Source organism: Paracraurococcus ruber (assembly GCF_004353985.1).
Lineage (GTDB): Bacteria > Pseudomonadota > Alphaproteobacteria > Acetobacterales > Acetobacteraceae > Paracraurococcus > Paracraurococcus ruber.
The window spans coordinates 158055-177786 of the sequence record NZ_SMOA01000001.1 but is presented as its reverse complement, the minus strand read 5'-3'; the positions used below and the strand labels follow the sequence as shown (position 1 = coordinate 177786).

General features: G+C 72.5%; 17 protein-coding genes. 3 read left to right on the top strand and 14 right to left on the bottom strand.

The window, feature by feature from the left end; translation table 11 throughout:
• Nucleotides 1-320: 320 nt before the first annotated feature.
• The 5 genes from E2C05_RS00745 to E2C05_RS00730 all read right to left on the bottom strand — a co-directional run bounded on the left by E2C05_RS00745 (nucleotide 321) and on the right by E2C05_RS00730 (nucleotide 5046).
• Nucleotides 321-1913, bottom strand: a complete 1593-nt coding sequence (locus E2C05_RS00745) for a zinc-binding metallopeptidase family protein (RefSeq protein WP_133217678.1) — start codon at nucleotides 1911-1913, stop codon at nucleotides 321-323.
• Nucleotides 1913-3496, bottom strand: a complete 1584-nt coding sequence (locus E2C05_RS00740; protein ID WP_133217677.1) for an ABC transporter substrate-binding protein — start codon at nucleotides 3494-3496, stop codon at nucleotides 1913-1915. The genes E2C05_RS00745 and E2C05_RS00740 overlap by 1 nt, the downstream gene beginning before the upstream one ends.
• Nucleotides 3497-3600: 104 nt before the next feature.
• Complete coding sequence (locus tag E2C05_RS32695; protein WP_158291855.1) at nucleotides 3601-3750, bottom strand: hypothetical protein; 150 nt, start codon at nucleotides 3748-3750, stop codon at nucleotides 3601-3603.
• A 194-nt stretch (nucleotides 3751-3944) separates the two neighbouring features.
• Nucleotides 3945-4796: a CmcJ/NvfI family oxidoreductase gene (locus tag E2C05_RS00735; RefSeq protein WP_133217676.1), complete on the bottom strand. Its 852-nt coding sequence runs from the start codon at nucleotides 4794-4796 to the stop codon at nucleotides 3945-3947.
• A gap of 25 nt (nucleotides 4797-4821) precedes the next feature.
• A complete protein-coding gene (locus tag E2C05_RS00730; protein WP_133217675.1) occupies nucleotides 4822-5046 on the bottom strand; it encodes a DUF1127 domain-containing protein in 225 nt (74 codons plus the stop codon).
• 145 nt (nucleotides 5047-5191) lie between these two features.
• Here E2C05_RS00730 and E2C05_RS00725 point away from each other — a divergent pair, with 145 nt between their 5' ends.
• A complete protein-coding gene (locus E2C05_RS00725) occupies nucleotides 5192-6064 on the top strand; it encodes a LysR family transcriptional regulator (RefSeq protein WP_205082667.1) in 873 nt (290 codons plus the stop codon).
• Between the two features lie 384 nt (nucleotides 6065-6448).
• Here E2C05_RS00725 and E2C05_RS00720 read toward each other — a convergent pair whose 3' ends face one another.
• On the bottom strand, nucleotides 6449-7468 hold the full coding sequence (locus E2C05_RS00720; RefSeq protein WP_133217673.1) for a hypothetical protein: 1020 nt from the start codon (nucleotides 7466-7468) through the stop codon (nucleotides 6449-6451).
• Nucleotides 7465-8283 (bottom strand): DUF6502 family protein, encoded by an 819-nt coding sequence (locus E2C05_RS00715; protein ID WP_133217672.1) that lies wholly within the window; start codon nucleotides 8281-8283, stop codon nucleotides 7465-7467. The genes E2C05_RS00720 and E2C05_RS00715 overlap by 4 nt, the downstream gene beginning before the upstream one ends.
• Nucleotides 8284-8523: 240 nt before the next feature.
• Here E2C05_RS00715 and E2C05_RS00710 point away from each other — a divergent pair, with 240 nt between their 5' ends.
• A complete protein-coding gene (locus E2C05_RS00710; RefSeq protein WP_158291854.1) occupies nucleotides 8524-10650 on the top strand; it encodes a fasciclin domain-containing protein in 2127 nt (708 codons plus the stop codon).
• Between the two features lie 50 nt (nucleotides 10651-10700).
• Here E2C05_RS00710 and E2C05_RS00705 read toward each other — a convergent pair whose 3' ends face one another.
• Nucleotides 10701-11699 (bottom strand): Bug family tripartite tricarboxylate transporter substrate binding protein, encoded by a 999-nt coding sequence (locus E2C05_RS00705; RefSeq protein WP_133217670.1) that lies wholly within the window; start codon nucleotides 11697-11699, stop codon nucleotides 10701-10703.
• A 111-nt stretch (nucleotides 11700-11810) separates the two neighbouring features.
• Between E2C05_RS00705 and E2C05_RS00700 the strand changes: the two genes are divergently transcribed.
• Nucleotides 11811-12737, top strand: coding sequence for an NAD(P)-dependent oxidoreductase (locus E2C05_RS00700; RefSeq protein ID WP_158291853.1), 927 nt, complete (start codon nucleotides 11811-11813; stop codon nucleotides 12735-12737).
• Between the two features lie 10 nt (nucleotides 12738-12747).
• Here the strand turns inward: E2C05_RS00700 and E2C05_RS00695 are convergent, their stop codons facing one another.
• From E2C05_RS00695 to E2C05_RS00670, 6 genes are read right to left on the bottom strand one after another with little or no spacing between them, the layout of a single operon-like run.
• A complete protein-coding gene (locus E2C05_RS00695; protein WP_133217668.1) occupies nucleotides 12748-13743 on the bottom strand; it encodes a DUF2891 domain-containing protein in 996 nt (331 codons plus the stop codon).
• A 25-nt stretch (nucleotides 13744-13768) separates the two neighbouring features.
• On the bottom strand, nucleotides 13769-14617 hold the full coding sequence (locus E2C05_RS00690; RefSeq protein ID WP_133217667.1) for a substrate-binding domain-containing protein: 849 nt from the start codon (nucleotides 14615-14617) through the stop codon (nucleotides 13769-13771).
• Complete coding sequence (locus E2C05_RS00685; RefSeq protein WP_133217666.1) at nucleotides 14614-15639, bottom strand: amidohydrolase family protein; 1026 nt, start codon at nucleotides 15637-15639, stop codon at nucleotides 14614-14616. Before E2C05_RS00685 ends, E2C05_RS00690 begins: the two co-directional genes overlap by 4 nt.
• Nucleotides 15640-15651: 12 nt before the next feature.
• Nucleotides 15652-16614 carry a catechol 2,3-dioxygenase gene (locus tag E2C05_RS00680; protein WP_133217665.1) on the bottom strand — a complete coding sequence of 321 codons (963 nt, stop codon included), beginning with the start codon at nucleotides 16612-16614 and terminating at the stop codon, nucleotides 15652-15654.
• Between the two features lie 3 nt (nucleotides 16615-16617).
• The gene (locus tag E2C05_RS00675; RefSeq protein WP_133217664.1) at nucleotides 16618-17973 is read right to left on the bottom strand and encodes an LLM class flavin-dependent oxidoreductase; all 1356 of its coding nucleotides are present in this window, start codon (nucleotides 17971-17973) and stop codon (nucleotides 16618-16620) included.
• Nucleotides 17974-17993: 20 nt separating this feature from the next.
• On the bottom strand, nucleotides 17994-19721 hold the full coding sequence (locus E2C05_RS00670; protein WP_158291852.1) for an ABC transporter substrate-binding protein: 1728 nt from the start codon (nucleotides 19719-19721) through the stop codon (nucleotides 17994-17996).
• Nucleotides 19722-19732: the final 11 nt, after the last annotated feature.

The window sequence follows — 19732 nt, the reverse complement described above, 5'->3', positions numbered from 1 at the left end:
TTTGGACAGCAAAGCGTGTGCCAAGGCGCCGCTGGGCGCCCCGGCCTGCCGCCGAGCCTCGATGCTACGCACACCATGGGTCGCGGCGGATGACGCTTCCGTGTGGCGCGATGCGCCACAGTTCTGGTCCTGCCATGCATCGGAACCCCAGCCGAGATGCCGGCGGCTGATGCGGGAATGGGCAACCGCCGCCCGCGCTGGGCATCCGCACGTCAGTCGACGGCATGTCTCACCGCGCGCAACGCCCAACGCTGCCAGCCGCGCGCGACCCGTCGAGGAAAAACAGACGTCCGCCCTTCACCCGGCGCGCGGTGCCGGCGTCACAGCGGATCCCCGGCGCCCGTGCCGTCGGTCGGCGTGGGGAAGGTCCATTCCTCGCCGCGCGGCGTGGTCACGTATTCCGGCCAGCGCAGATCCACCGGCGGGACGATGTCGCGCGGCAGCAAGGGCGGCACCCAGTCCGGCGTGCCGATCCGCGTGCGCTCCCGGAACTCGGCCTGCGCCGCGGCCAGCACGGCCGGCTGGGTCGCCAGGTCCAGCAGCGTCAGCGCCATGGTCTTGGCCGCGACGAACATCCCCGGATCCATCGCCGCCGGCAGGCCGCCCAGCGCATTATAGGTCCAGTTGGGATAGGCATAGCCGGCCGAGGGCGGGCGCAGCCGCGGCCGCCCCGCCAGCAGCCGCACCGTCGGCGCGTGCCAGCAGAACTCGACATAGTCGTCGGCGCTCAGGTGCTTCTGCCAGGCCGGCAGGCTGGCGCGCATCCGCGCCTCGTTCTCCTCCGGCGGGGTCAGGCGCGTGACGCTGGCAATGAAGGGATCGTCCATGGGGTCGAGGCCCAGGTGGCGCTGCATCTGCCGGCCGAATTCCAGCGCCGCCCCCGGGTAGGTCGGGGCGCCGACCGCCTGCAGGTTCTTCCAGGTCAGGTCGGTCATCACCGTGTTCGGCACGCCGACGCGCGTCTTGGTCACCCAGCGGACATAGGCCTTGCAGCCGGTCACGCCCGCGACATGCCGCGCATTGTTCGCCAGCACGCGCCAGATCTGCTCCTGGATGCCGAGGGAGGAGGCGCGCCAGGAATACTGGATCTGCGCGAAGCGCGGCGTGAGGTTGTCCGAGGTGGCGCCGGCATCGCCCAGGACATGCTCGTTCAGCGTCCAGGACCCGGCATGCGGGAACATCGCCTCCTTCGTGTATTTCGTCGTGGTGTACATGAGGCAGAGCGCATCGAGCGCGCCGGGGCAGCGCGCCACGGCATGCGATCCCTCGATCGGCATGAGGGAGGGGTTGATCCAGGTCTCGGGCGTCGGCGCCTCGAAGGTGATGATTGCGGACCAGTAGGCGCCGAATTGCGTGTCGGAGGTCACGGTGTTCAGCGGCCAGGGATGCCAGACCACCGCGGCGTCGAGGTCGTCGTAGTAGCCCTTGGCGGCGTGGATGGGCTTGGAGCCGCAGACCTTCTCCGCCGGTTCGCCGAACAGCTTGAGCGTGCCGGCGACGCCATGCGCCCGCATCGCCGCCTGCGCGCCGAGCATGGCGGCGAGCGACGCGGTGCCGAGCACCGAATGCGGGTCGGTATGGCCCGCGGCATAGGGGTGCAGGCCTTCCCGTGGCGCCGGATAGGGCATCACCTGCTGGGAATTGCCCGGTACCGCATCGTATTCGGAGAAGCCGGCGAGCACCGGCTTGCCCTGGCCCCAGGTGGCGACGAAAGCGGTCGGCATGCCGCCAGATCCCGCCTCCACCGTCCAGCCCTCGGCCCGCAGGAACTCCACATAGTCGCGGGCGGATTTGTATTCGCGCCAGGCCGGCTCGGCATGGGCCCAGATGCGGGCGTTGAATTCGGACAGCCGCGCCTCGTTGGCGGCGATCCAGTCGAGCGCGGTCGCGCGGACGGTGGCGTTCTCGGGCATCAGGCGCGCCTCACATTCCAGAAGGTGGCAAATCCGTCGAGCACGCCGGCCAGGCTGCTGCGCCAGGCGGTCGGCTGCAGGTACTGGCCGAGCGGGTAGTAGGCGGCCTCGCGGAAGGCCTCTTCCTGGATCTCCCGGCAGATCGCCTGCTGCGCCGCCAGGTCGGGCGCGCGGAACCAGGCCTCCCGCAACTCCTCGATGCGGGGCATCTGCGCCCAACCGGCATAGCCGGCATCGCCATTGCCGCGCAGCGCGATATGGCCGGCGGGGTTCAGCCAGTCGGAGCCCGACCAGTTCGTCACGAACAGGCTCCAGCCGCCCTCGGCGACCGGGCCGCGGCGGTTGCGCCGCTGCAGCATGGCGTTGAACTCGACCGCATAGACCTCCACCGCCATGCCGATGCGCTTCAGCATGTCCTCGAACACCGCGCCCAGGCCCATGAGCACGGCGGAGTTGGACGGCACCATCAGCACCACCGGTTCGCCGCGATAGCCGGCGGCGCGCAGCGCATCGCGCGCCTTCGCCGGGTCGCGCGGCGCGGTCAGCCAGCCGAAGCCGGCCTCGGAGGCCATGGGCGTGCCCGGCGCGAAGAAGCCGAGCGGGGTGGTGTAGAGGCTGGTCTCGGCCGGGCCGACCACCGCCTGCATATGCGCGGTCTGGTCCAGCGCATGCCACAGCGCCTGGCGCACCGCGCGGTTGTCGAAGGGCGACTGGGCGTGGTTCATCCGCACCATGCAGACGAAGCCGGTGCGGTCCAGCACCCGCAGCTGCACGCCGCGCGCCCGCCGCAGCAGCGGCAACTGGTCGTGATAGGCGTATTCCTGCCAGTCCTGCTCGCCGGCGATCAGCGCAGAGGTGGCGGTGGCCGGGTCCGGCATGCTGCGCCATTCCACCCGGTCGAAATGCACGGCCTTGGGGCCGGAGGTCCAGCCGAGCGCGCCGTCCTTGCGCGGGACGTAGCGCTCGAATTTCGAGTAGACGGTGAGCGATCCCGGCACGCGCTCATCCGCCTTGAAGCGGAAGGGGCCGCTGCCGATCAGCTCGGGCACCTGGCGGAAGGGATCGGTCGCGGCCAGGCGTTCCGGCATCATGGCGCAGACCGGCACGCTGGCCTTGCCGAGCGCGATGGGCAGCAGCGGGAAGGGCCGCTTCAGCCGGAAGCGGATGGTGCGGTCATCGGGCGCCGAGAGCTCGTCGGTGGTGTCGAGCAGGGTGGCGCCGAAGGGATCGCGCTTCGCCCAGCGGCGGATGCTGGCGACGCAGTCGCGCGCCAGCACCCTCTCCCCGTCATGCCACCACAGGCCCTCCCGCAGGGTCAGGTCCCAGCGGCGGCCATCCTCCTCGACCCGGTGTCCGTCCACCATCTGCGGCGTCGCCTGGAAGCTGGCGTCCATGCCGTAGAGCGTGTCGAAGACCATGTAGCCGTGGTTGCGGCTGATATAGGCGGTGGTGGTGACGGGATCGAGCGTCACCAGATCCTGCTGCGGCGTGAAGCGCAGGGTGGTGGCGGATTGCGCGCGAAGGGCGGCGGGCGCGGCGAAGGCCGCGGCGGTGGCGGCCTGGAACAGGCTGCGGCGCTGCATGGCGGGGGATCTCCTGCGGACAGGACCGGCGTCTTTGCGCCGATGCTATCGCGGGATCCCCCAGCCGTAAGGGGGGTGGGCGGGCATTCGCCCGCCCCGGCGGGTCAGGCGTTTTCCTGGGCGGCGCCGCGCGGCAGGCGGGCGGTGGCGAGGCGGAGGCTCGCCTGCTCCATCGCGCCGCGCACCGCCTCGCCATAGACGACGAGGGCGCTGCCGAGGATGACGGTGAGAAGGGCCCCGAATGCGGAGACCATGATGGCGTGTCCTTGCTGGCCGCGGCGGGGCCGGCGCCCCATGCGCCGGTGTCGTGCGGCCTGTCAGGAGAAGAGATGGGGCGGGATCCGCCGGCTGGCCGCGGCATGGCGGCGGCGCAGCCATGCGCGGGAAGCGTGCCTTGGGGCGGGGCCGCGCGGCCTCGCCCCAGGCGTCGTGGATCATGCGTCGTGGATCAGGCGTCGTGGAACAGCAGGGCGCGGATCTCGATGCTCTGCCGCGGCGGCGCATCCGCCGGCGCGGTCGGGTCGGCGAAGGCGGTGTGCGGCATGAAGCGCGCCACGCCGTCGCGCGCGCTGTCGTAGCATTTCAGCAGCAGCGCCTCCTCCGGCAGCATCTCCGGCAGCCAATACCAACGATGCGCCGGGTTGAAGCGCACCTGGTAGGTCTCGCCGGTGCGGTCGGGGTAGATCAGGTCGCTCGCCACCAGATCCTCCGGCGCCACCGTCGCGGCGTCGCAGACCGCCAGCGGCATGTCCCGCACCGGGCCCACCAGCGGCCGCCACAGGTTCACGATCTGCACGCGGCCGCGCAGCAGCCCCTCGGCCTCCTCCGGCAGCAGGTCGCGCACGCGCTGCGGCCCGGACCGCTCGGTGTGGTCCACATGCACCCGCGACACCGGCTGGCGCGGCACGGCGCCGCGGTCCTCGGCGCCCGGGACGCGGCGGCGGATGGTGTGGTCGAAGACATGCACCCGCGCCGCGCCGGTCGCCGCCTGCAGGATGCGCGCGCTTTCCGGGTAGTAGATGGCGCGGATCGCCGCCTCGTCGTCGAAATTGCGCAGGGCGCTGGCGCCCCGGGCCACCGCGAAACCCTCGCGGTCCAGCGTCGCGGCCGCGGCACGCGGCCGCAGGTCATGGATCGGGACGCGGTGCGGCTCGGCCAGGATGTTGCTGCGCGGACCGCCCTCGGGCGGCGCATAGGTCCAGGTGAAGGGCCGGCCCTCGACCGGGCCCAGGTAGTTCAGCTCGGCCTCGATGGCGGCGGGGCGCGCCGCGGCGGGGCGTTCGGCAAGGCTCAGGCTCATCCTGCGTCTCCTCGGATTGCGGTGATCAGCGCGGCCGGCGCCGCCAGGCCAGCGCCCGCGCCTCGGCCGCGGTCAGGCCGATGTCGCGCAGGTCCCGCTCCTCGAGCGCGAGAAGCTGGCGGCGCTCCTCCCCCCGGGCGAGCATGCCGGCCAGCCAGGCCGGCCAGAGGCCGTGGGCGGCGGCGGCGCGCGGCGGGGTCACCGGCGTCCAGTCGGGAAGGGCGGGCGGCGGCACAGGGGCGATATGCATGGTCTCACCTCCGGCGGTGCGGCCGGCCCGTGCGGGTCGGCCTGGCGCGTCGGAGGGAAGATTGGATCTGGCCTGTCCTGGCGATAATCGGGCATGATGGACCGATACTGGTGAATGACAGGCACTAATGTCTCAGCCGGGCGACATGGCGGCCTTCGTGCGGATCGTCGAGTCCGGCGGCCTCGCGCCGGCCGCCCGCGACCTCGGCGTCACGCCCTCGGCGATGTCGAAGCAACTCGCCCGGCTGGAGGCGCGGCTGGGCGTGCGGCTGCTGACCCGCACGACGCGGCGCATCGCCCTGACCCCGGAAGGCGAGACCTACCTGGCCCGCGCCCGGGACATCCTGGCGATGGTGGAAGCCGCGGAGCAGGACGTCACCGCCGGCCGCGGCCAGCCGGGCGGCCTGCTGCGGGTGAACACCGGCACCGCCTTCGCCCGCCACCGGCTGATCCCGCTGCTGCCGGACTTCTTCGCCCGCTATCCCGGCATCACGCTCGACCTGGGGGTGACCGACCGGCAGGTGGACCTGGTGGGGGACCAGCTGGACGTTCTGCTGCGCACCGGGCCGCTGGGCGATTCGGCGCTGCTGGCGCGCCGGCTGGCGGCGGGAAGGCGGATGGTCTGCGCCGCCCCCGCCTATCTGGACCGGCGCGGCCGGCCGACCGCGCCCGAGGACCTTCTGGCGCATGACTGCCTGGTGCTGCGCGGCCAGGCGCGGCTGACCGCCTGGCCCTTCCGCGGCGCCGCCGGGCTGCAGACCCTGACGGTGCGCGGCGTCGCCACCACCGACAGCGCGGAGGCGCTGCGCGACATGGCGCTGGCCGGCCTCGGCATCATCCGTGTCAGCGGCTTCATCGTCGCGCGCGACATCGCCGAAGGCCGGCTGGTGCCGCTGCTGGAGGCCGAGCATGTCTCCGAGGAGGTGCCGGTCTGGGCGGTGACCGCCCCCGGCCGGCACCGGCTGCCGCGGGTGCAGGCCTTCGTGGAATTCCTCGCAGCCCGGGCGGCGGCTTGGTGAGGCCGGCGCCGCGCGCCGTCGCCGGCAGGCCGCGGCGGGGAGCCGGCCTGCCGCCGGTACGGCACCGGACGGGGCGGTGCCGCCAGCCGGGCCGGTGACCGGCCGGTGGCGGATGCCGGGCCGCGTCGCCAGCGCCCATCCGCGGCGGCCAGGGGCGCGGCTCCCCGGCCCGCCCCGCCATGCCGGGGCGCTCGCATCAGGCGCCCGATGCGACGCATCCGCGCGCATCGCTGGATCGCCCCGGCAGGGCCCGGCAACCCGGCGCGGGGCACCGTTCGCTACGGCGGATTGCGTTCCATCCTGAACGCCGACTCGCTGCGGCCCCCCGATGCCGGGGCCGATCCAGGCCTCGGGCCGTTCACTCCCATCCGCGCTCCCGGTCCGTCAGACCGAATCGAGCCAGCGGCGGATGGCCGCCTCGGCCGCCGGCGCCGCCAGGGCGCGGTCGCGGGCCTCGGCCGCCTCCGGCAGGTCCACCGCCTCCGCCACCCGGAAGGCGCCGCCATAGCGGCCGAGCAGCAGGCGCCGCTGACCCGGCCGCGGCGCCACCGGGCTGCCGGATTCGACCGGCAGGCCGAAGCCGGAGAGATGGTAGCCCGGCGCGCCCGGGTTCGGCGCCAGCACGCCCTCCACCGCCAGGGCGGAGACGCGGTTGGAGAAGACCGCCCGCGCCGGCACCTCCGCCGCCCAGGCGGCGAGGCCGCCGCGCCAGGGCTCGCCGCGCAGCACCACGAAGCTGCCGGGCGGCGGCGTTTCCGGCCCCGCCGCGACCACGCGCGTGCCGCCCACCCGCACCACGCCATTCGGATCGGTGCGGACCTGGCCGCGAAGCTCCGCCAAGCCACCCGGTGGCAGCAGGCGGACGGCGCTGGCCAGCAGGGTGGCGCCGTTCCAGATGCCGCTGGCCGCCACGCGCTGGCCCGGCTGCAGCGCCGCGACCGGCGTCGGCCGGCCCTCGGCGTCGCGCAGCGGCGCGTCCTCCCAGCCCTCCAGCCGGGTGCCGAGGATGCCGAACCCGCCCCCCGGCAGGGCCTCCAGCGGACCGACCAGCGGCAGGAAGGCGGCGATGCGGCGCGCCCGCAGGCCCTCGCGGCCCCGCACCGCCTCCGCCACCACGGTCTCGCCGGGCAGCGGCGGCAGCCCGGCACGGACCGGCCGCAGGGCGCCCGGCGCAAGGCCGAGCGGCACGCCGGCGACCGCCAGACGTCCGTCCGCCATCGCCAGGGTGCCGAACAGCCCGGCGGCGAAGAGGCCGGTGCCGCCGATCCCGCCTTCCTTCTCCTCCCCCTCCTTGCCGTCGCCACCGGCGATCCCGCCGGTACCGCCGATCCCGCCCTCGTCGCCGGGCAGCCGGGCGCAGCCCGCCAACAGGCCGGCGAGCAGGAGGCCGCGCCGCGACGTCATGGCGCATCCCGCCGCTTCGCCGCGGCCTCGCGCCAGAAGAAGACGCCGAAGCGGAACCGTTCGCGCGGCGCATCCGGCGGCTTCGCCGCGTCCTGCCGTTCCATCGCCAGGCCGTTCAGGTGGCGCAGCGTGGCGAGCGAGAGGGTGCGCGCCTCCGCCTCCAGCGCATCCACATCGGCCTCGGCCAAGCCGTTGTAGTAGACCGCGCGCTCGAGGTGGCGGCGGCCGCCGGGCTCCGCCAGCAGGTTGGTCACCGCGGCCGAGAGGTGGTCGCCGCAGTTGTGGCCGAGGAAGCCCAGCGCCTCCCCCCCCGCGCCTGCGGGCACATAGCCATCGGCCAGCAGCCGCACGCGATCCTCCTCGTCCAGCTCGGCGAGGCCGAGTCGCAGCAATTCGTCGAGCACGGTCCGGGGCCGCAAGTCGGTGCTGACCGAGCCGACCAGCGCATCGAAGCCCGTCTGGCCGGCGCGCGGCAGCGGCAGGGGCCGGCCGGCGGCATCGGTGGTGTCCCGCCCGGCCAGCCAGCGGCCGACCACCGTCGCCGCCAGGTTCCGCGGCGTGGGGGTGGAAATCGGGCCGCCCGAGGCCCGGATCGCCTTCACGTCCTTCCGGTGCACGCCGGTGAGCATGCTGACGCGGCTGTCCGATGGGGCCCGGCCGTCGAGCCGGAAGTCACGCTCAGCCACCTCGACCATCACTTCCTTCAAGGCGGCGACAGCCGCGGGCAGGCCGACGCCGCGGGCGATCAGCAGCCGGGCGACCGGGCGCAGCACCGCCTTCAGCGCGGCCAGCAGGGCCTCGTCCGGCGGTGTCACGGCGACACCACGGGGGTGGAGGGGCGCCGCAAACCGTCGGAAAGGCCAATGGTTGACGGATAATTTATCACACGAAAGACAATGCCGCAGCGGCTCGCGAAAGGCAAGACCCTTGATTCCGCAGGGTCTTGGCTGCGGATGGCCTGGGCCAGAAGGCGAATTCTGTCATGCGCTTTTCTCTCGCCAAAACGGATTTGTGGGATTAATTCCCACATATTGCCAACCCTTCAGGAAACGCCCATGACCCTGGCTGCCCACCCCCCCAGCCTCGACGGCCTCCTCGCCGCTTCGGGCACCGGCTTCGATGCCAATGGCAACGATTTCGACATCCTGAACCAGGCGCTCAGCGCGACCGGGCTCACCGCGGCCCTGGCCGACCCCGACGCCCACCTCACCCTGCTCGCGCCCACCGACGCCGCCTTCATCCGGCTGGCCCAGGGCTTCGGCTTCACCGGCACCGATGAAGCCGGTGCCTTCGGGGCGATCGCCACCACCCTGGCCGGCCTGGCCCCCGATGGCGACCCGCTGCCGCTGCTGGCCAATGTCCTGCGCTACCACGTGCTGGGGGAGAGCCTGAGCCGCACCGAGCTGCTGGGCCGCCAGTCCGTCCAGACCCTGCTGGAGGGCAGCACGATCAGCCCCTTCGGCAGCCGGCTGGAGGATGCCGATCCCTCCTTCGCCGACCCGGTCGTCCAGCCGGGCGGCACCGCGGCGTCCAACGGCACGCTGCTCACCCTCAACGGCGTGCTGCTGCCCGCGGACCTGCCGGGCAACGGCCCGGCGCCGGCGCCGCTGCCGACCCTGGCCGAGCGCCTCGCGGCGTCCGGCACCGGCCTCGATGCCAATGGCCGCGACTTCGACATCCTGAACCTGGCGATCTCGGCCGCCGGCCTGACCGAGGCGCTGGACCCCGCCACCGGGGCGAAGACCCTGCTGGCGCCGACCGACGCGGCCTTCATCCGGCTCGCCCAGACCCTGGGCTTCGACGGCACGGACGAGCAGGGCGCGGTGGATGCCATCCTCGGCGCGCTGGGATCGCTTGCGCCGGATGGCGACCCGCTGCCGCTGCTGCGGCAGGTGCTGAGCTACCACCTGATCGACGGCAAGTTCAGCGTCGAGCAGCTGCGCGCGGAAGGCAGCTTCGAACCCGGCGGCCTCGGCGTGCCGCTCACCATCCGCGGCAACCTGCTGCAGGACGCCGACCCGGCGCAGCCCGATGCGCGCTTCGCGCCCGGCCAGACCAATATCGAGGCGGCGGACGGCGCGCTGCAGGCCATCGACCGCGTGCTGCTGCCCATCGCGCTCGACCTTCCGCCGCCCAGCATCGCCGACGTCATCGCCGGCAGCGGCAACGGCTTCGACTTCAACCGGGAGGATTTCGACATCCTCAAGGCGGCGCTCGGGGTCGCCGGCCTGACCGCGGCGCTGGACGATCCGGAAGCCAGCCTGACGCTCTTCGCGCCGACCGACGCCGCCTTCCTCCGACTCGCCCACGACCTCGGCTATACGGGCCGGGACGAGGCCGAGGCGCTGGACACGATCGTGCAGGGCCTGGCGGCGCTGGACCCGAACGGCGACCCGCTGCCGCTGCTGACCACGGTGCTGACCTACCACGTGGCGCCTGAGGCGCTGACCGCGAAGGAGATCCGGGAGGCGCCGGAGATCACCACCCTGTCCGGCCTGACCATCGAGCCCTTCGGCAGCCGGCTCGTCGACCTCGACCCCACCCTGCCGGATGCGCAGCTGCTGCGCGGCCGGGCCGACCTGGCCGCCGGCAACGGCTTCATCCAGGCGATCGACCGCGTGCTGCTGCCGGCGAACATCCCGGAAGCGGCCGGCACCGCCGCGCCGGCGCCGACCATCAGTGGCCTGCTCGCCGCCTCCGGCACCGGCTTCGACAGCAACGGCAACGACTTCGACCTGCTGAACGCCGCCCTGCAGGCGACCGGGCTGGACACGGTGCTGGCGGACCCGGCGGCGGAGCTGACGCTGCTGGCGCCGACCGACGCCGCCTTCGGCCGGCTGGCCAAGGCGCTGGGCGACACCAGCGGGACGGAGGAAGGGGCGCTGTCCACCATCCTCGGCGCGCTCGGCACCCTCGGCGGCGGCGACCCGCTGCCGCTGCTGGGCGACATCCTCCGCTTCCACGTGATCGATGGCCGCTCTTCCCGCGAGCAGCTCTTCGCCGAGGGCAGCGCGCAGCCCCTGTTCGGGCCGGAACTGGAGTTCCGCGGCGTGCAGATCATCGATGCGGAGCCGCGGGCGACCTCCCGCTTCATCGCCGAGGGGTCGGACCAGTTCGCCGCCAACGGCGCGCTACACGCCATCACCGGCGTGCTGCTGCCGATCGACGTGCCGCTGATCTGACGGCCGCCGGGGCCGGCGGCGGGGCGGGCAAGGCCCCGCCGCCGGCCTCCCTATTCCAGCCGGATCCCGGTGGCCTGCGCCAGCTCGGCATAGCGCGCGACCTCCGCGCCGATGAAGCGGCCGAGCGCCGCCGGCGAGGAGGGCGCGACGAGCGTGCCCAGCACCCGCAGCCGCGCCGCGATCTCCGGCTGCGCCAGCACCGCATGGACCGCGGCGGCGAGCCGCTCCACGCGCTCGGCCGGCAGGCCGGGCGGGCCGGCCAGGGCGTACCAGTCCATGGCCTGGAAGCCGGGCAAGGGCACCGCCTCCGCCACCGTCGGCAGGTCCGGCCATTCCGGGGAGCGGTCCGGCCCGGTCACCGCCAGCCCGCGCAGCGACCCCGCCTGCAGCAGGGCGTGCACGGAGGGCGGCGTGGCGAAGCTGAACCCGACCTCCCCGGCCAGCAGCGCCTGCACGGAGGGACCGCCGCCCCGATACGGCACATGCACCAGGCCGAGGCCGAGCCGCCGGCCGAATTCCACGACGCCGAATTGCTGCCAGCCGCCGGGGCCCGAGGTGGAATAGCTGAGGCCGCCATGCGTCTCCCGCGCCAGGGCGATGAGCCCCGGCAGCGACCGCGCCGGGGAGGCGGCGGGCACCGCCACCACGGCGGGCAGCTGCGCGACCATGGTGATGGGCGTGATGTCCCGCACCGCGTCATAGGGCATGGCGCGACCCTGGATGGCGGCGATGCCGGCATGTGCGCTGACCAGCCAGCCGAGCGTATGGCCATCCGGCGCGGCGCGGATCATCTCCTGCGTCGCGATCATGCCGCTGGCGCCCGCCCGGTTCTCCACCAGCACGGGCTGGCCGAGCTGCTCGGACAGGGATTGCTGCATCGTGCGCGCGATGATGTCGGTGGCGCCGCCCGGGGCGAAGCCGACCAGCATGCGGATGGGGCGGCTGGGGAAGCCGCCCGCCCCCTGCGCCAGGGCCGGCGCCGAAAGGCCGGCCAGCCCAACCGCCAGGATCCCTCGCCGGCCGGTCCGGCGCGCCTCGCCTGCGGGCATCCTCGGTTCCCTTCCCTGTGCCGGCCGGTCTCCGCCGGCCGCGCCGCGGATGATCGCCAGCGCCGGGCCGCCATGGCAACAAGGGGATGTCCAAGGATGGGAAATCACCCCATGACCGACAGCATCGGCTTCATCGGCCTCGGCTCCATGGGCGGGCCCATCGTGGCCCGCCTGGCCGCCTGGGCGCGCGGCGCCGGCCGCCGCATCCTGGTGCATGACGTGCGGGCCGACGCCATGGCGCAGGCCGCGGCGGCCGGGGCGGAACCGGTCGCCAGCGGCCCGCGCGAGCTCGGGGCGCGCTGCCCGCTCGTGCTCGCCTGCCTGCCGGCGCCGGCGATCTCCGAGGCGGTGGCGCTGGGCGAGGACGGCGTCGCCGCGGCGCCCGGCGCCGCGCTGCGCAGCTATGTCGAGCTGTCCACCATCGGCGGCGAGGCGATGCGGCGGATCGCGGCGGGCCTCGCCAGCCGCGGCGTGGACCTGGTGGACAGCCCGATCAGCGGCGGCGCCATCGGGGCGCAGACCGGCGTGCTGGCGGTGATGGCGGCCGGCCCGCCGCAGGCCGTGGCCATGGCCCGCCCGGTGCTGGAGGTGGTGGGCAACCGTGTCTTCGTGCTGGGCGAGGCGCCGGGGCTTGGCCAGGCGATGAAGCTGGCCAACAACCTGCTGTCCCTGGCCGGGATGGTGCTGACGGCGGAGGCGCTGTCGCTGGGCGCCAAGGCCGGGCTGGACCCCGCCCTGATGTGCGAGGTGATCAATGCCGGCACCGGCCGCAACAGCTCGACCGATTCGAAATACCCGCGGGCGGTGCTGACCGGCCGCTTCGATGTCGGCTCCACCAACCGCATCGCGCACAAGGACATGGCGCTGGCCATGGCGGAATTCGCCGCGCAGGGCGTGCCGGCGCCGCTGACCGGCCTGGCGCGCGAGATCTGGGCGATGACCGAGGCGGCGCAGGGCCCGCAATCCGACATGACCACGGTGGCGCGGCTGTACGAGGGCTGGACCGGCGTGCCGCTGCGCGCCCGCGGCGCCGGATGAGCGACGCGCGTCAGGCGTCGAGGGCGAGGACGGCGAAGCTCGCCAGCCAGTGTTCCCCCATGTAGTCGCCGGCGACATGCGGCAGGCTGGCCGCGAGGTGGCGTGCCGCCGCATCCTCCGCCAGGGCGCGCCGCGCATCGCCGGCCGGCCAGGCCGCGGCCAGCGCGCGCCAGCACCAGGCCCGGCTGAGGTTGAGCCCGTCGAGATGCACGATGCGGCCATCGCTGCGGTCGCTGACGACGGCCGGGCGGAACAGCGTCGCCGGATCGCCGGCGCCGAGCCGCGGCAGGAAGCGGCCGAACCAGGGGCCGAACTCCGCGGCCGGCAGCAGCCGCCGCATGCACTCCGCCTGCATCAGCGCGGGGGAGAGGAAATCCTCCCCGCCCGGTTCCCAGGCCTGGCAATCCGCATCCGCGGCGTACCAGGCGCGGGCTTTCTCCCGCAGCAGGTCCAGCAGCGGCGCGTCCCGCGCCGCCGCATAGTCCGCGGCGAGCGCCAGGGCGAAGGCGGTGCAGGCATGGGTGCCGCTGCGGATCGGGTAGGTCGCCTTCGGCAGCCAGGCGCGGAACCGGTCGGCGAAGGCTTGCGCCAGCGGATCGAGCGCGGCGGCCCAGCCGGCCTCGTGCCGCCCCAGTTCCTCCGCCAGCAGTAGCAGCCAGGCCCAGCCATAGGGCCGTTCGAACCCGCCGGCCTGCGGCCGGGCGAGATAGGCGCATTCCGCCGCCACCGCCGCCGTGGTGTAGCGCGCATCGAACAGCGCCCGCACATCCGCCGCCGCCGGCATGGCGGGATGCCGCCGCAGCAGCCGCGCCAGCAGCCAATGGCCATGGACGCAGGAATGCCAATCGAAGCTGCCGAAGAAGACCGGGTGCAGCGCCCGCGGGCCGAGCAGGTCCTCCGGCCCGGCGAGCACATGGTCGAGCTTGTTCGGGTATTCGCGCGAAACATGCCCGAGGGCGATTCGCGCCAGGCGGTCGGCCATGGCCCCGGTCAGCCTGCTGCGCATCCTTCCCCCTTGCCGGTGCGACGCGTCAGGCGATGGCCGGCGGCGTCCCCGCCCAGACCGCATCGAGACCGAGAGGCCGCGGCAGCAGCCCCTGCTCCGCAGCGTAGCGGCTGGCGAGGCCGATCGCCGGTGCCAGCGCGTCGCGGCCCGGCACCGGCACGCCGGCCACCGCCAGCAGCCGCAGCAATTCCTGCAAGGCACCCGGCCTTTCCCGCGCCACGTCGCCGCGCGCCACCAGCAGGTGGTTCACCGGGACGAAGCCATGCGCCGCCTGGAACTCCGCCCCGGCCGCCGCCGGGTCGGCGAAGACGGGCCGCAGCGCCGGATCATCCGGCACCTCGCTGCCGAAGATGGCAGCGTCCAGCGCGCCGTCCCGCAGCATGGCCGCCATGTCGGCGCCGGCCGGGGCGCGCTCCGCCCAGGGCGGATCGCGGTACTCGGCGAGATGCGCGTCCTCGAAGGTCACCCAACGCATGGCCTCCGGCCGCAGCCCCAAGCGGTCCTGCAGGGTGCCGCGCAGCCACAGGCCGGTGGTCTGGCTGTAGGCGCGCACGCCGATGCGTCGTCCCGCGAGGTCCGCCGCCCCCCGCACCGCGCCACCCGCACGGCAGAGCAGCGCGGCTTCCTGGAAGCGGGAGGAGAGGACCGCCGGCAGCATCACCAGGTCTTTCCCCGCCGCCTTCGCCATCAGGAAGGTGGCGATCGCCAACTCGCTGGCCTCATAGCGCCCTTCGCGCACCATGGGGGCGAAGGCGCGGGTGATGACGGGAACCGGCGCCAGGTCCAGTCGCAGATCCGCCGCGGCGACGGCGCCGGCGAACAGCGCCTCGGTCCGCGGCGTCCGGCCGATGGCCAGGGACAGCGTCCCGGTCACTGTTCCCGTGCCTTGAGGGCGCGGTCCAGCCGCGGATAGACCCGCCGCGCATTGGTCTCGTAGACCTTCCGCCGGTCCTCCTCCGACAGGTTGGCGGTGGCGTCGATGTAGCGCCTGGTGTCGTCGTAATGATGCCCCGTCTCCGGGTCCACGCCGCGCACGGCGCCGATCATCTCGGACGCGAAGAGGATGTTGTCCACCGGGATCACCCGCGTCAGCAGGTCGATGCCCGGCTGGTGGTAGACGCAGGTGTCGAAGAAGACGTTGCGCAGCAGGTGGTCGCGCAGCAGCGGCTTCTTCATTTCCTGCGCCAAGCCGCGATAGCGTCCCCAGTGATAGGGCGCGGCGCCCCCGCCATGCGGGATGACGACGCGCAGCGTCGGGAAGTCGCGGAACAGGTCGCCCTGGATCAGCTGCATCACCGCGGTCGTGTCGGCATTGATGTAATGCGCGCCGGTGGTGTGGAAGCAGGCATTGCAGCTGGTCGAGACATGGACCATCGCCGGGATGTCGTACTCGACCAGCGCTTCGTACAGCGGATACCAGTGCCGGTCGGTCAGCGGCGGGCTGGTCCAGTGCCCGCCGGCGGGATCGGGGTTCAGGTTGATCCCGACGAAGCCGTAGTCCTCGACGCAGCGGCGCAGCTCGGGCAGGCAGGTGGCGGGGTCCACGCCCGGGCTTTGCGGCAGCATGGCGACGCCGGCGAACTGCCCGGGGAACAGGGTGGCGACGCGGTGGCACATCTCGTTGCAGATCGACGCCCAGGCGCTGCTGACGGCGAAGTCGCCGATATGGTGCGCCATGAAGCTGGCGCGTGGCGAGAAGATGGTCAGGTCGATGCCGCGTTCCCGCATGAAGCGGAGCTGGTTCGCCTCGATGCTCTCGCGGATCTCGTCGTCCGAGATGTGGAGTTCCGCCCGCGTCGGCATGGTCCCGCTGCCGATGGCGGCCACCTGGCGGTTGCGCCAGTCCTCCAGCGCCTTCGGCGCGGTGGTGTAGTGGCCATGGATGTCGATGATCATGCCCTGCCCCCGTCAGCCCCGGCCCGGCAGCGGCGGCGTGCCGCGGGTATGGAAGCTCTCGATCGTCTTCAGGCCCCAGGCCTGGCCCTTCCGCCGCTCCGCCTCGGTCCAGGTGATGGTCTTCCAGTCGGGCGCCAGGATCAGGCGGGCGCCGGCATGCGCCACCTCCACCCGGTTGCCGCCGGGCTCGAAGACATAGAGGAAGAAGGTCTGCTGCACGGCATGCTTGTGCGGCCCGGTCTCGATCGGCACCCCAGCCTCGAGGAAGGTATCGGCCGCCTGCAGGACCGCCTCCCGGCTGTCCAGGGCGAAGGTGACGTGGTGGAAGCGGCCGGCAACGCCATGCGCCTCCTTCGTGAAGGCGAAGTCGTAGCTCTTGTTGTTGGAGGTGAGCCACATGCCCGCCTCCTCGCCGCTGTCCAGCTCGATCCGCTCGCTGCATCGCAGGCCGAGGGTCCGTTCGAAGAATTCCCGGCAGCCGCGCACATCCACGGCGAGGCAGTTGAAATGATCGATGCGCCGGACATTGACGCCGCGCGCCGGGTAGCGTTCCGCCTGGTTCTTGAGGGAGGGGCGGCGGTCCGCCGGCGCCTCGTACCACTCGGTCTCCCAGTACAGCTCGAAGACATGCCCATCCGGGTCGCGGAAGCGCCAGGCGGGGCCGGGGCCGAGCTCGCCGTCATGCCGCCAGACCTCGACGCCTGCCGCGCGCAGTGCGGCCAGCCGCCGTTCCAGCGCCGGGGCGCTGCGAGTGCGCAAGGCGGCATGCCCCAGGCCGGAGGTGTCCGATGCCGTGAGCTGGAGCGAGTAGCGCTCATAGTCGTCCCAGCCGCGGAGATAGACGCTGCCGCCGCGCTCGCCGCTCACGCTCATGCCCATCACGTGGCGGAAGAACCGCAGCGATTCCTCCGGCTTCGGCGTCAGCAGCTCGACATGTCCGAGATGGGCGATGTCGAGGATCGGTTCCTCCTCCATGGCCTACTCCGCCGCCCGCTGCGCCCGGCGCGCCGCGGCATGGCGGTTCACATGCGGGGCCAGGCCGAGATTCTCCCGCAGCGTCGTGCCCTCATAGGCCGTGCGGAACAGGCCGCGGCGCTGCAATTCGGGCGTGACATGCTCGACGAAATCCTCGCAGGCCACGGGCAGGTGGGTGGGCAGGATGTTGAAGCCGTCGCAGGCCCCGACCTCGAACCATTCCTGCATGCCGTCCACGATGTCCGCTGGCGTGCCGATCAGCAGGAAGCCGCCGGCGACGATGTGGTTGTAGAGTTCGCGGATGGTCATGTTGTCGCGCCGGGCGCGGGCCAGGATGCGGTCGGCGATGCTCTTCACCCGCGGGGCGTAGTCGAGGTCCGGCATCGGACCGTCCACGTCATACCCGCTGAGGTCGCCGAAGGTGTTGTACACGCGCGCGAGGCCGACCAGCGGGTCGAGCAGCGCCTGAAGCTCATCCCACTTCGCCTGCGCCTCGGCCCGGGTGCGGCCGACCACGGTGCGAAGGCCGGGCATGATCTTCATCTGCTCCGGGTCGCGGCCGTATTTCGCCATGCGCGACTTCAGGTCGTCGTAATAGGCCTTCGCAGACTCGATGCTGTCGGTGGCGGCATAGACCACCTCGGCCGACTCCGCCGCGATCTCCCGCCCCTGGTCGGAGGCGCCGGCCTGCACCAGCACCGGCCGCCCCTGTGGCATGCCGGCGACATTCAGCGGGCCGCGCACCCGGAAATGCTTGCCGCGGTGGTCGAGGACATGCAGCCGGCTCTCGTCGAAGAAGATGCCGCCGGCCTTGTCGTAAGGAAAGGCGTCGGGCTCCCACCCGTCCCACAGGCCCTTCACCACCTCGACGAACTCGGCCGCGCGCGCGTAGCGCGTGTCGTAGTCCAGGTGCTCTTCGCGGTTGAAGTTCTGGGCCTCGGCCTCGGACCAGCTGGTGACGATGTTCCAGCCGGCGCGACCACCGCTGATGAGGTCCAGCGTCGCGAACTTCCGCGCGACGTGGTAGGGCTCGTTGTAGGTGGTGGACGCCGTCGTCACCAGGCCGATATGCCTGGTGACGGCGGCCAGTGCCGGCAACAGGGTCATCGGCTCCATCTCGACGATCTCGTAGCCCGAGCGGGCGAGCGACCCGCGCGGCTCGTCCTTCTCCCGGATCCCGATGCCGTCGGCGAAGAAGATCATGTCGAACAGGCCGCGCTCGGCGGCCTGGGCGTTGCGGACATAATGTTCGAAGCGCAAGGTGCCGTCGGCCGGCACCTGGGGGTGCCGCCAGGCGGCCGGGTGGTAGCCGAGGCCCCGCATGGACATGCCGAGCCGCATCTTCGCCTTGCGTGCCATGGCGGCGCCCCCTTCCCCGTTCAGTACTTGTACCCGGCCTTCTCCATGTATTGCCGGGCGAGGTCGAGATCATAGGCGATGGGCTTCAGCGCGTCCCGGTCATATTCCGGCGCCGAGAAGGGCATGGGCACGGTGCCCGGGCGGCCATAGCCGTCCGCGATCTCCTTCACGATCTGCTCCCGCGGCATCGCGTGGCTGATGGCCTTGCGGATATAGGCCGCGGCCTCGGCCGCACGCGACGGGTCCTGCTTGCCGAGCGGCGTGTCCACGCCGGTGCCGAAGACCGGATGCTTCAGGTTGTAGCAGATATGCTGCCACTTGAAGCTGTCGAAGGTCTGCACCCGACCCCAGGATGGATCGATGGTCTTGGCCAAGGGGCCGATGTCGTACATCGGGTCATGCGCGTCGATCGAGCCGTCCTTCAAGGCGCTGAGCACGCTGTCCGTGCCCTGGATGTTGACGATGAGGAAGGTGGTGACGTTGCCGCGATGCGGCTTCCAGTAATTGGGGTTGCGGGCGAAGCGGTAGGCCTTGCGGGACGGGTCGTAGCCCTGCGGGATCCAGGGCCCGGTGCCGATACCGCCGCGTGCCGCGACGCTGCGCCCGTCCGACGTGCGGACGGTGTAGGTGCCCAGCCAGGTGCTGGCAGTGTGGCCGCGCAGCGCTTCCGGCCTGATGTCCTTGTAGGCATGCTCCGGCATGATCGCCATGCAGCCCAGCACCCAGTCGAGGAAGAGCATGTTGTAGTCGGGCAGCGTCACCGTGATCTCATGCTTCCCGGTGACGCGGTAGGCTTCCTCCCCGCCCAGCACGCTGCGCAGCCCGGCCTGCAGCGCAGAGCCATAGGCGCGGTTCAGGATCACGTCCCAGGTGAACTTGACATCCGCCGCGGTGAACTCCTCCCCGCTGTGCCACTTCACGCCCTGCCGCAGCGTGATGACCCAGGTCTTCCCGTCGGCGGAGACGGTGTGGCCGGTGGCAAGGCCAGGGACGAGCTTCTTCGTGGCCCAGTCCTCGTACTCGTAGAGCGTGTCGTAGGCCGGGCCGAAGATGTTCGATTCGTGGTAGCCCGTGGTGTACATGGGAATGAGGCTGGACGGCGGCGCCCAGGATGCGAAGGCGGCCGTGGCGTTGTTCCCCGCGCCCTCGATCGTCCAGCGTTCCGGCCGCGGGAAGAAGACCGGATTGAAGGTGGTGGCGTCGAAGCCCTTCAGCTTCGGGTTCACGGCGATGACATCCTCCGGGTAGAAAAGGATGGTCATCGGCTCCGTCTCGATCCAGCGGCGCTGGAAGTCCTTGTAGGCCTGCAGCCGCTTCGCATCGTCCAGGGTGTTGCTGACCACATCCAGCGCCGCATCGAATTGCGGGTCGTTGACATAGTAGAAATTCTGCCCGCCTGGCGGCATGAGCCGGCTGTGGAACAGCGTGTTCGGCGTCGGCTTGATGGCGTTGTAGTAGTAGCGTTCCAGGTAGCAGTCCCAGCCGCCCTCGACATGCGGCTTGCCGTCGCCGCGGCTGCGACGCGGGGAGATGACGCTGAAGGGCACGAAGCTGCTGGTGACGTCGATGCCGATGCGCGTCATCTGCTGCGCCGCGAGCGTGCCCCAGATCATCCGCGACGGCTGGTTGTTCGGGATCATCATGTAGAGCTTGAAGAAGGGCGCCGCCGCGCGGGCGGGACCGGCCGCGGCGGTGACGGCGGCGGCGGCCGCGGCCTGGATGGCGGCCCGGCGGGTGACCTGGGTCATGCTCTCCCTCC

What these genes read in the sequence shown, in the direction of transcription:
- E2C05_RS00705 (WP_133217670.1), bottom strand. Translation starts at nt 11,699, where the DNA reads ATGCCCGCAGGCGAGGCGCGCCGGACCGGCCGGCGAGGGATCCTGGCG.
- E2C05_RS00675 (WP_133217664.1), bottom strand. Translation starts at nt 17,973, where the DNA reads ATGGCACGCAAGGCGAAGATGCGGCTCGGCATGTCCATGCGGGGCCTC.
- E2C05_RS00670 (WP_158291852.1), bottom strand. Translation starts at nt 19,721, where the DNA reads ATGACCCAGGTCACCCGCCGGGCCGCCATCCAGGCCGCGGCCGCCGCC.
- E2C05_RS00720 (WP_133217673.1), bottom strand. Translation starts at nt 7,468, where the DNA reads ATGACGTCGCGGCGCGGCCTCCTGCTCGCCGGCCTGTTGGCGGGCTGC.
- E2C05_RS00710 (WP_158291854.1), top strand. Translation starts at nt 8,524, where the DNA reads ATGACCCTGGCTGCCCACCCCCCCAGCCTCGACGGCCTCCTCGCCGCT.
- E2C05_RS00695 (WP_133217668.1), bottom strand. Translation starts at nt 13,743, where the DNA reads ATGCGCAGCAGGCTGACCGGGGCCATGGCCGACCGCCTGGCGCGAATC.
- E2C05_RS00700 (WP_158291853.1), top strand. Translation starts at nt 11,811, where the DNA reads ATGACCGACAGCATCGGCTTCATCGGCCTCGGCTCCATGGGCGGGCCC.
- E2C05_RS00735 (WP_133217676.1), bottom strand. Translation starts at nt 4,796, where the DNA reads ATGAGCCTGAGCCTTGCCGAACGCCCCGCCGCGGCGCGCCCCGCCGCC.
- E2C05_RS00680 (WP_133217665.1), bottom strand. Translation starts at nt 16,614, where the DNA reads ATGGAGGAGGAACCGATCCTCGACATCGCCCATCTCGGACATGTCGAG.
- E2C05_RS00725 (WP_205082667.1), top strand. Translation starts at nt 5,192, where the DNA reads ATGGCGGCCTTCGTGCGGATCGTCGAGTCCGGCGGCCTCGCGCCGGCC.
- E2C05_RS32695 (WP_158291855.1), bottom strand. Translation starts at nt 3,750, where the DNA reads ATGGTCTCCGCATTCGGGGCCCTTCTCACCGTCATCCTCGGCAGCGCC.
- E2C05_RS00740 (WP_133217677.1), bottom strand. Translation starts at nt 3,496, where the DNA reads ATGCAGCGCCGCAGCCTGTTCCAGGCCGCCACCGCCGCGGCCTTCGCC.
- E2C05_RS00745 (WP_133217678.1), bottom strand. Translation starts at nt 1,913, where the DNA reads ATGCCCGAGAACGCCACCGTCCGCGCGACCGCGCTCGACTGGATCGCC.
- E2C05_RS00730 (WP_133217675.1), bottom strand. Translation starts at nt 5,046, where the DNA reads ATGCATATCGCCCCTGTGCCGCCGCCCGCCCTTCCCGACTGGACGCCG.
- E2C05_RS00685 (WP_133217666.1), bottom strand. Translation starts at nt 15,639, where the DNA reads ATGATCATCGACATCCATGGCCACTACACCACCGCGCCGAAGGCGCTG.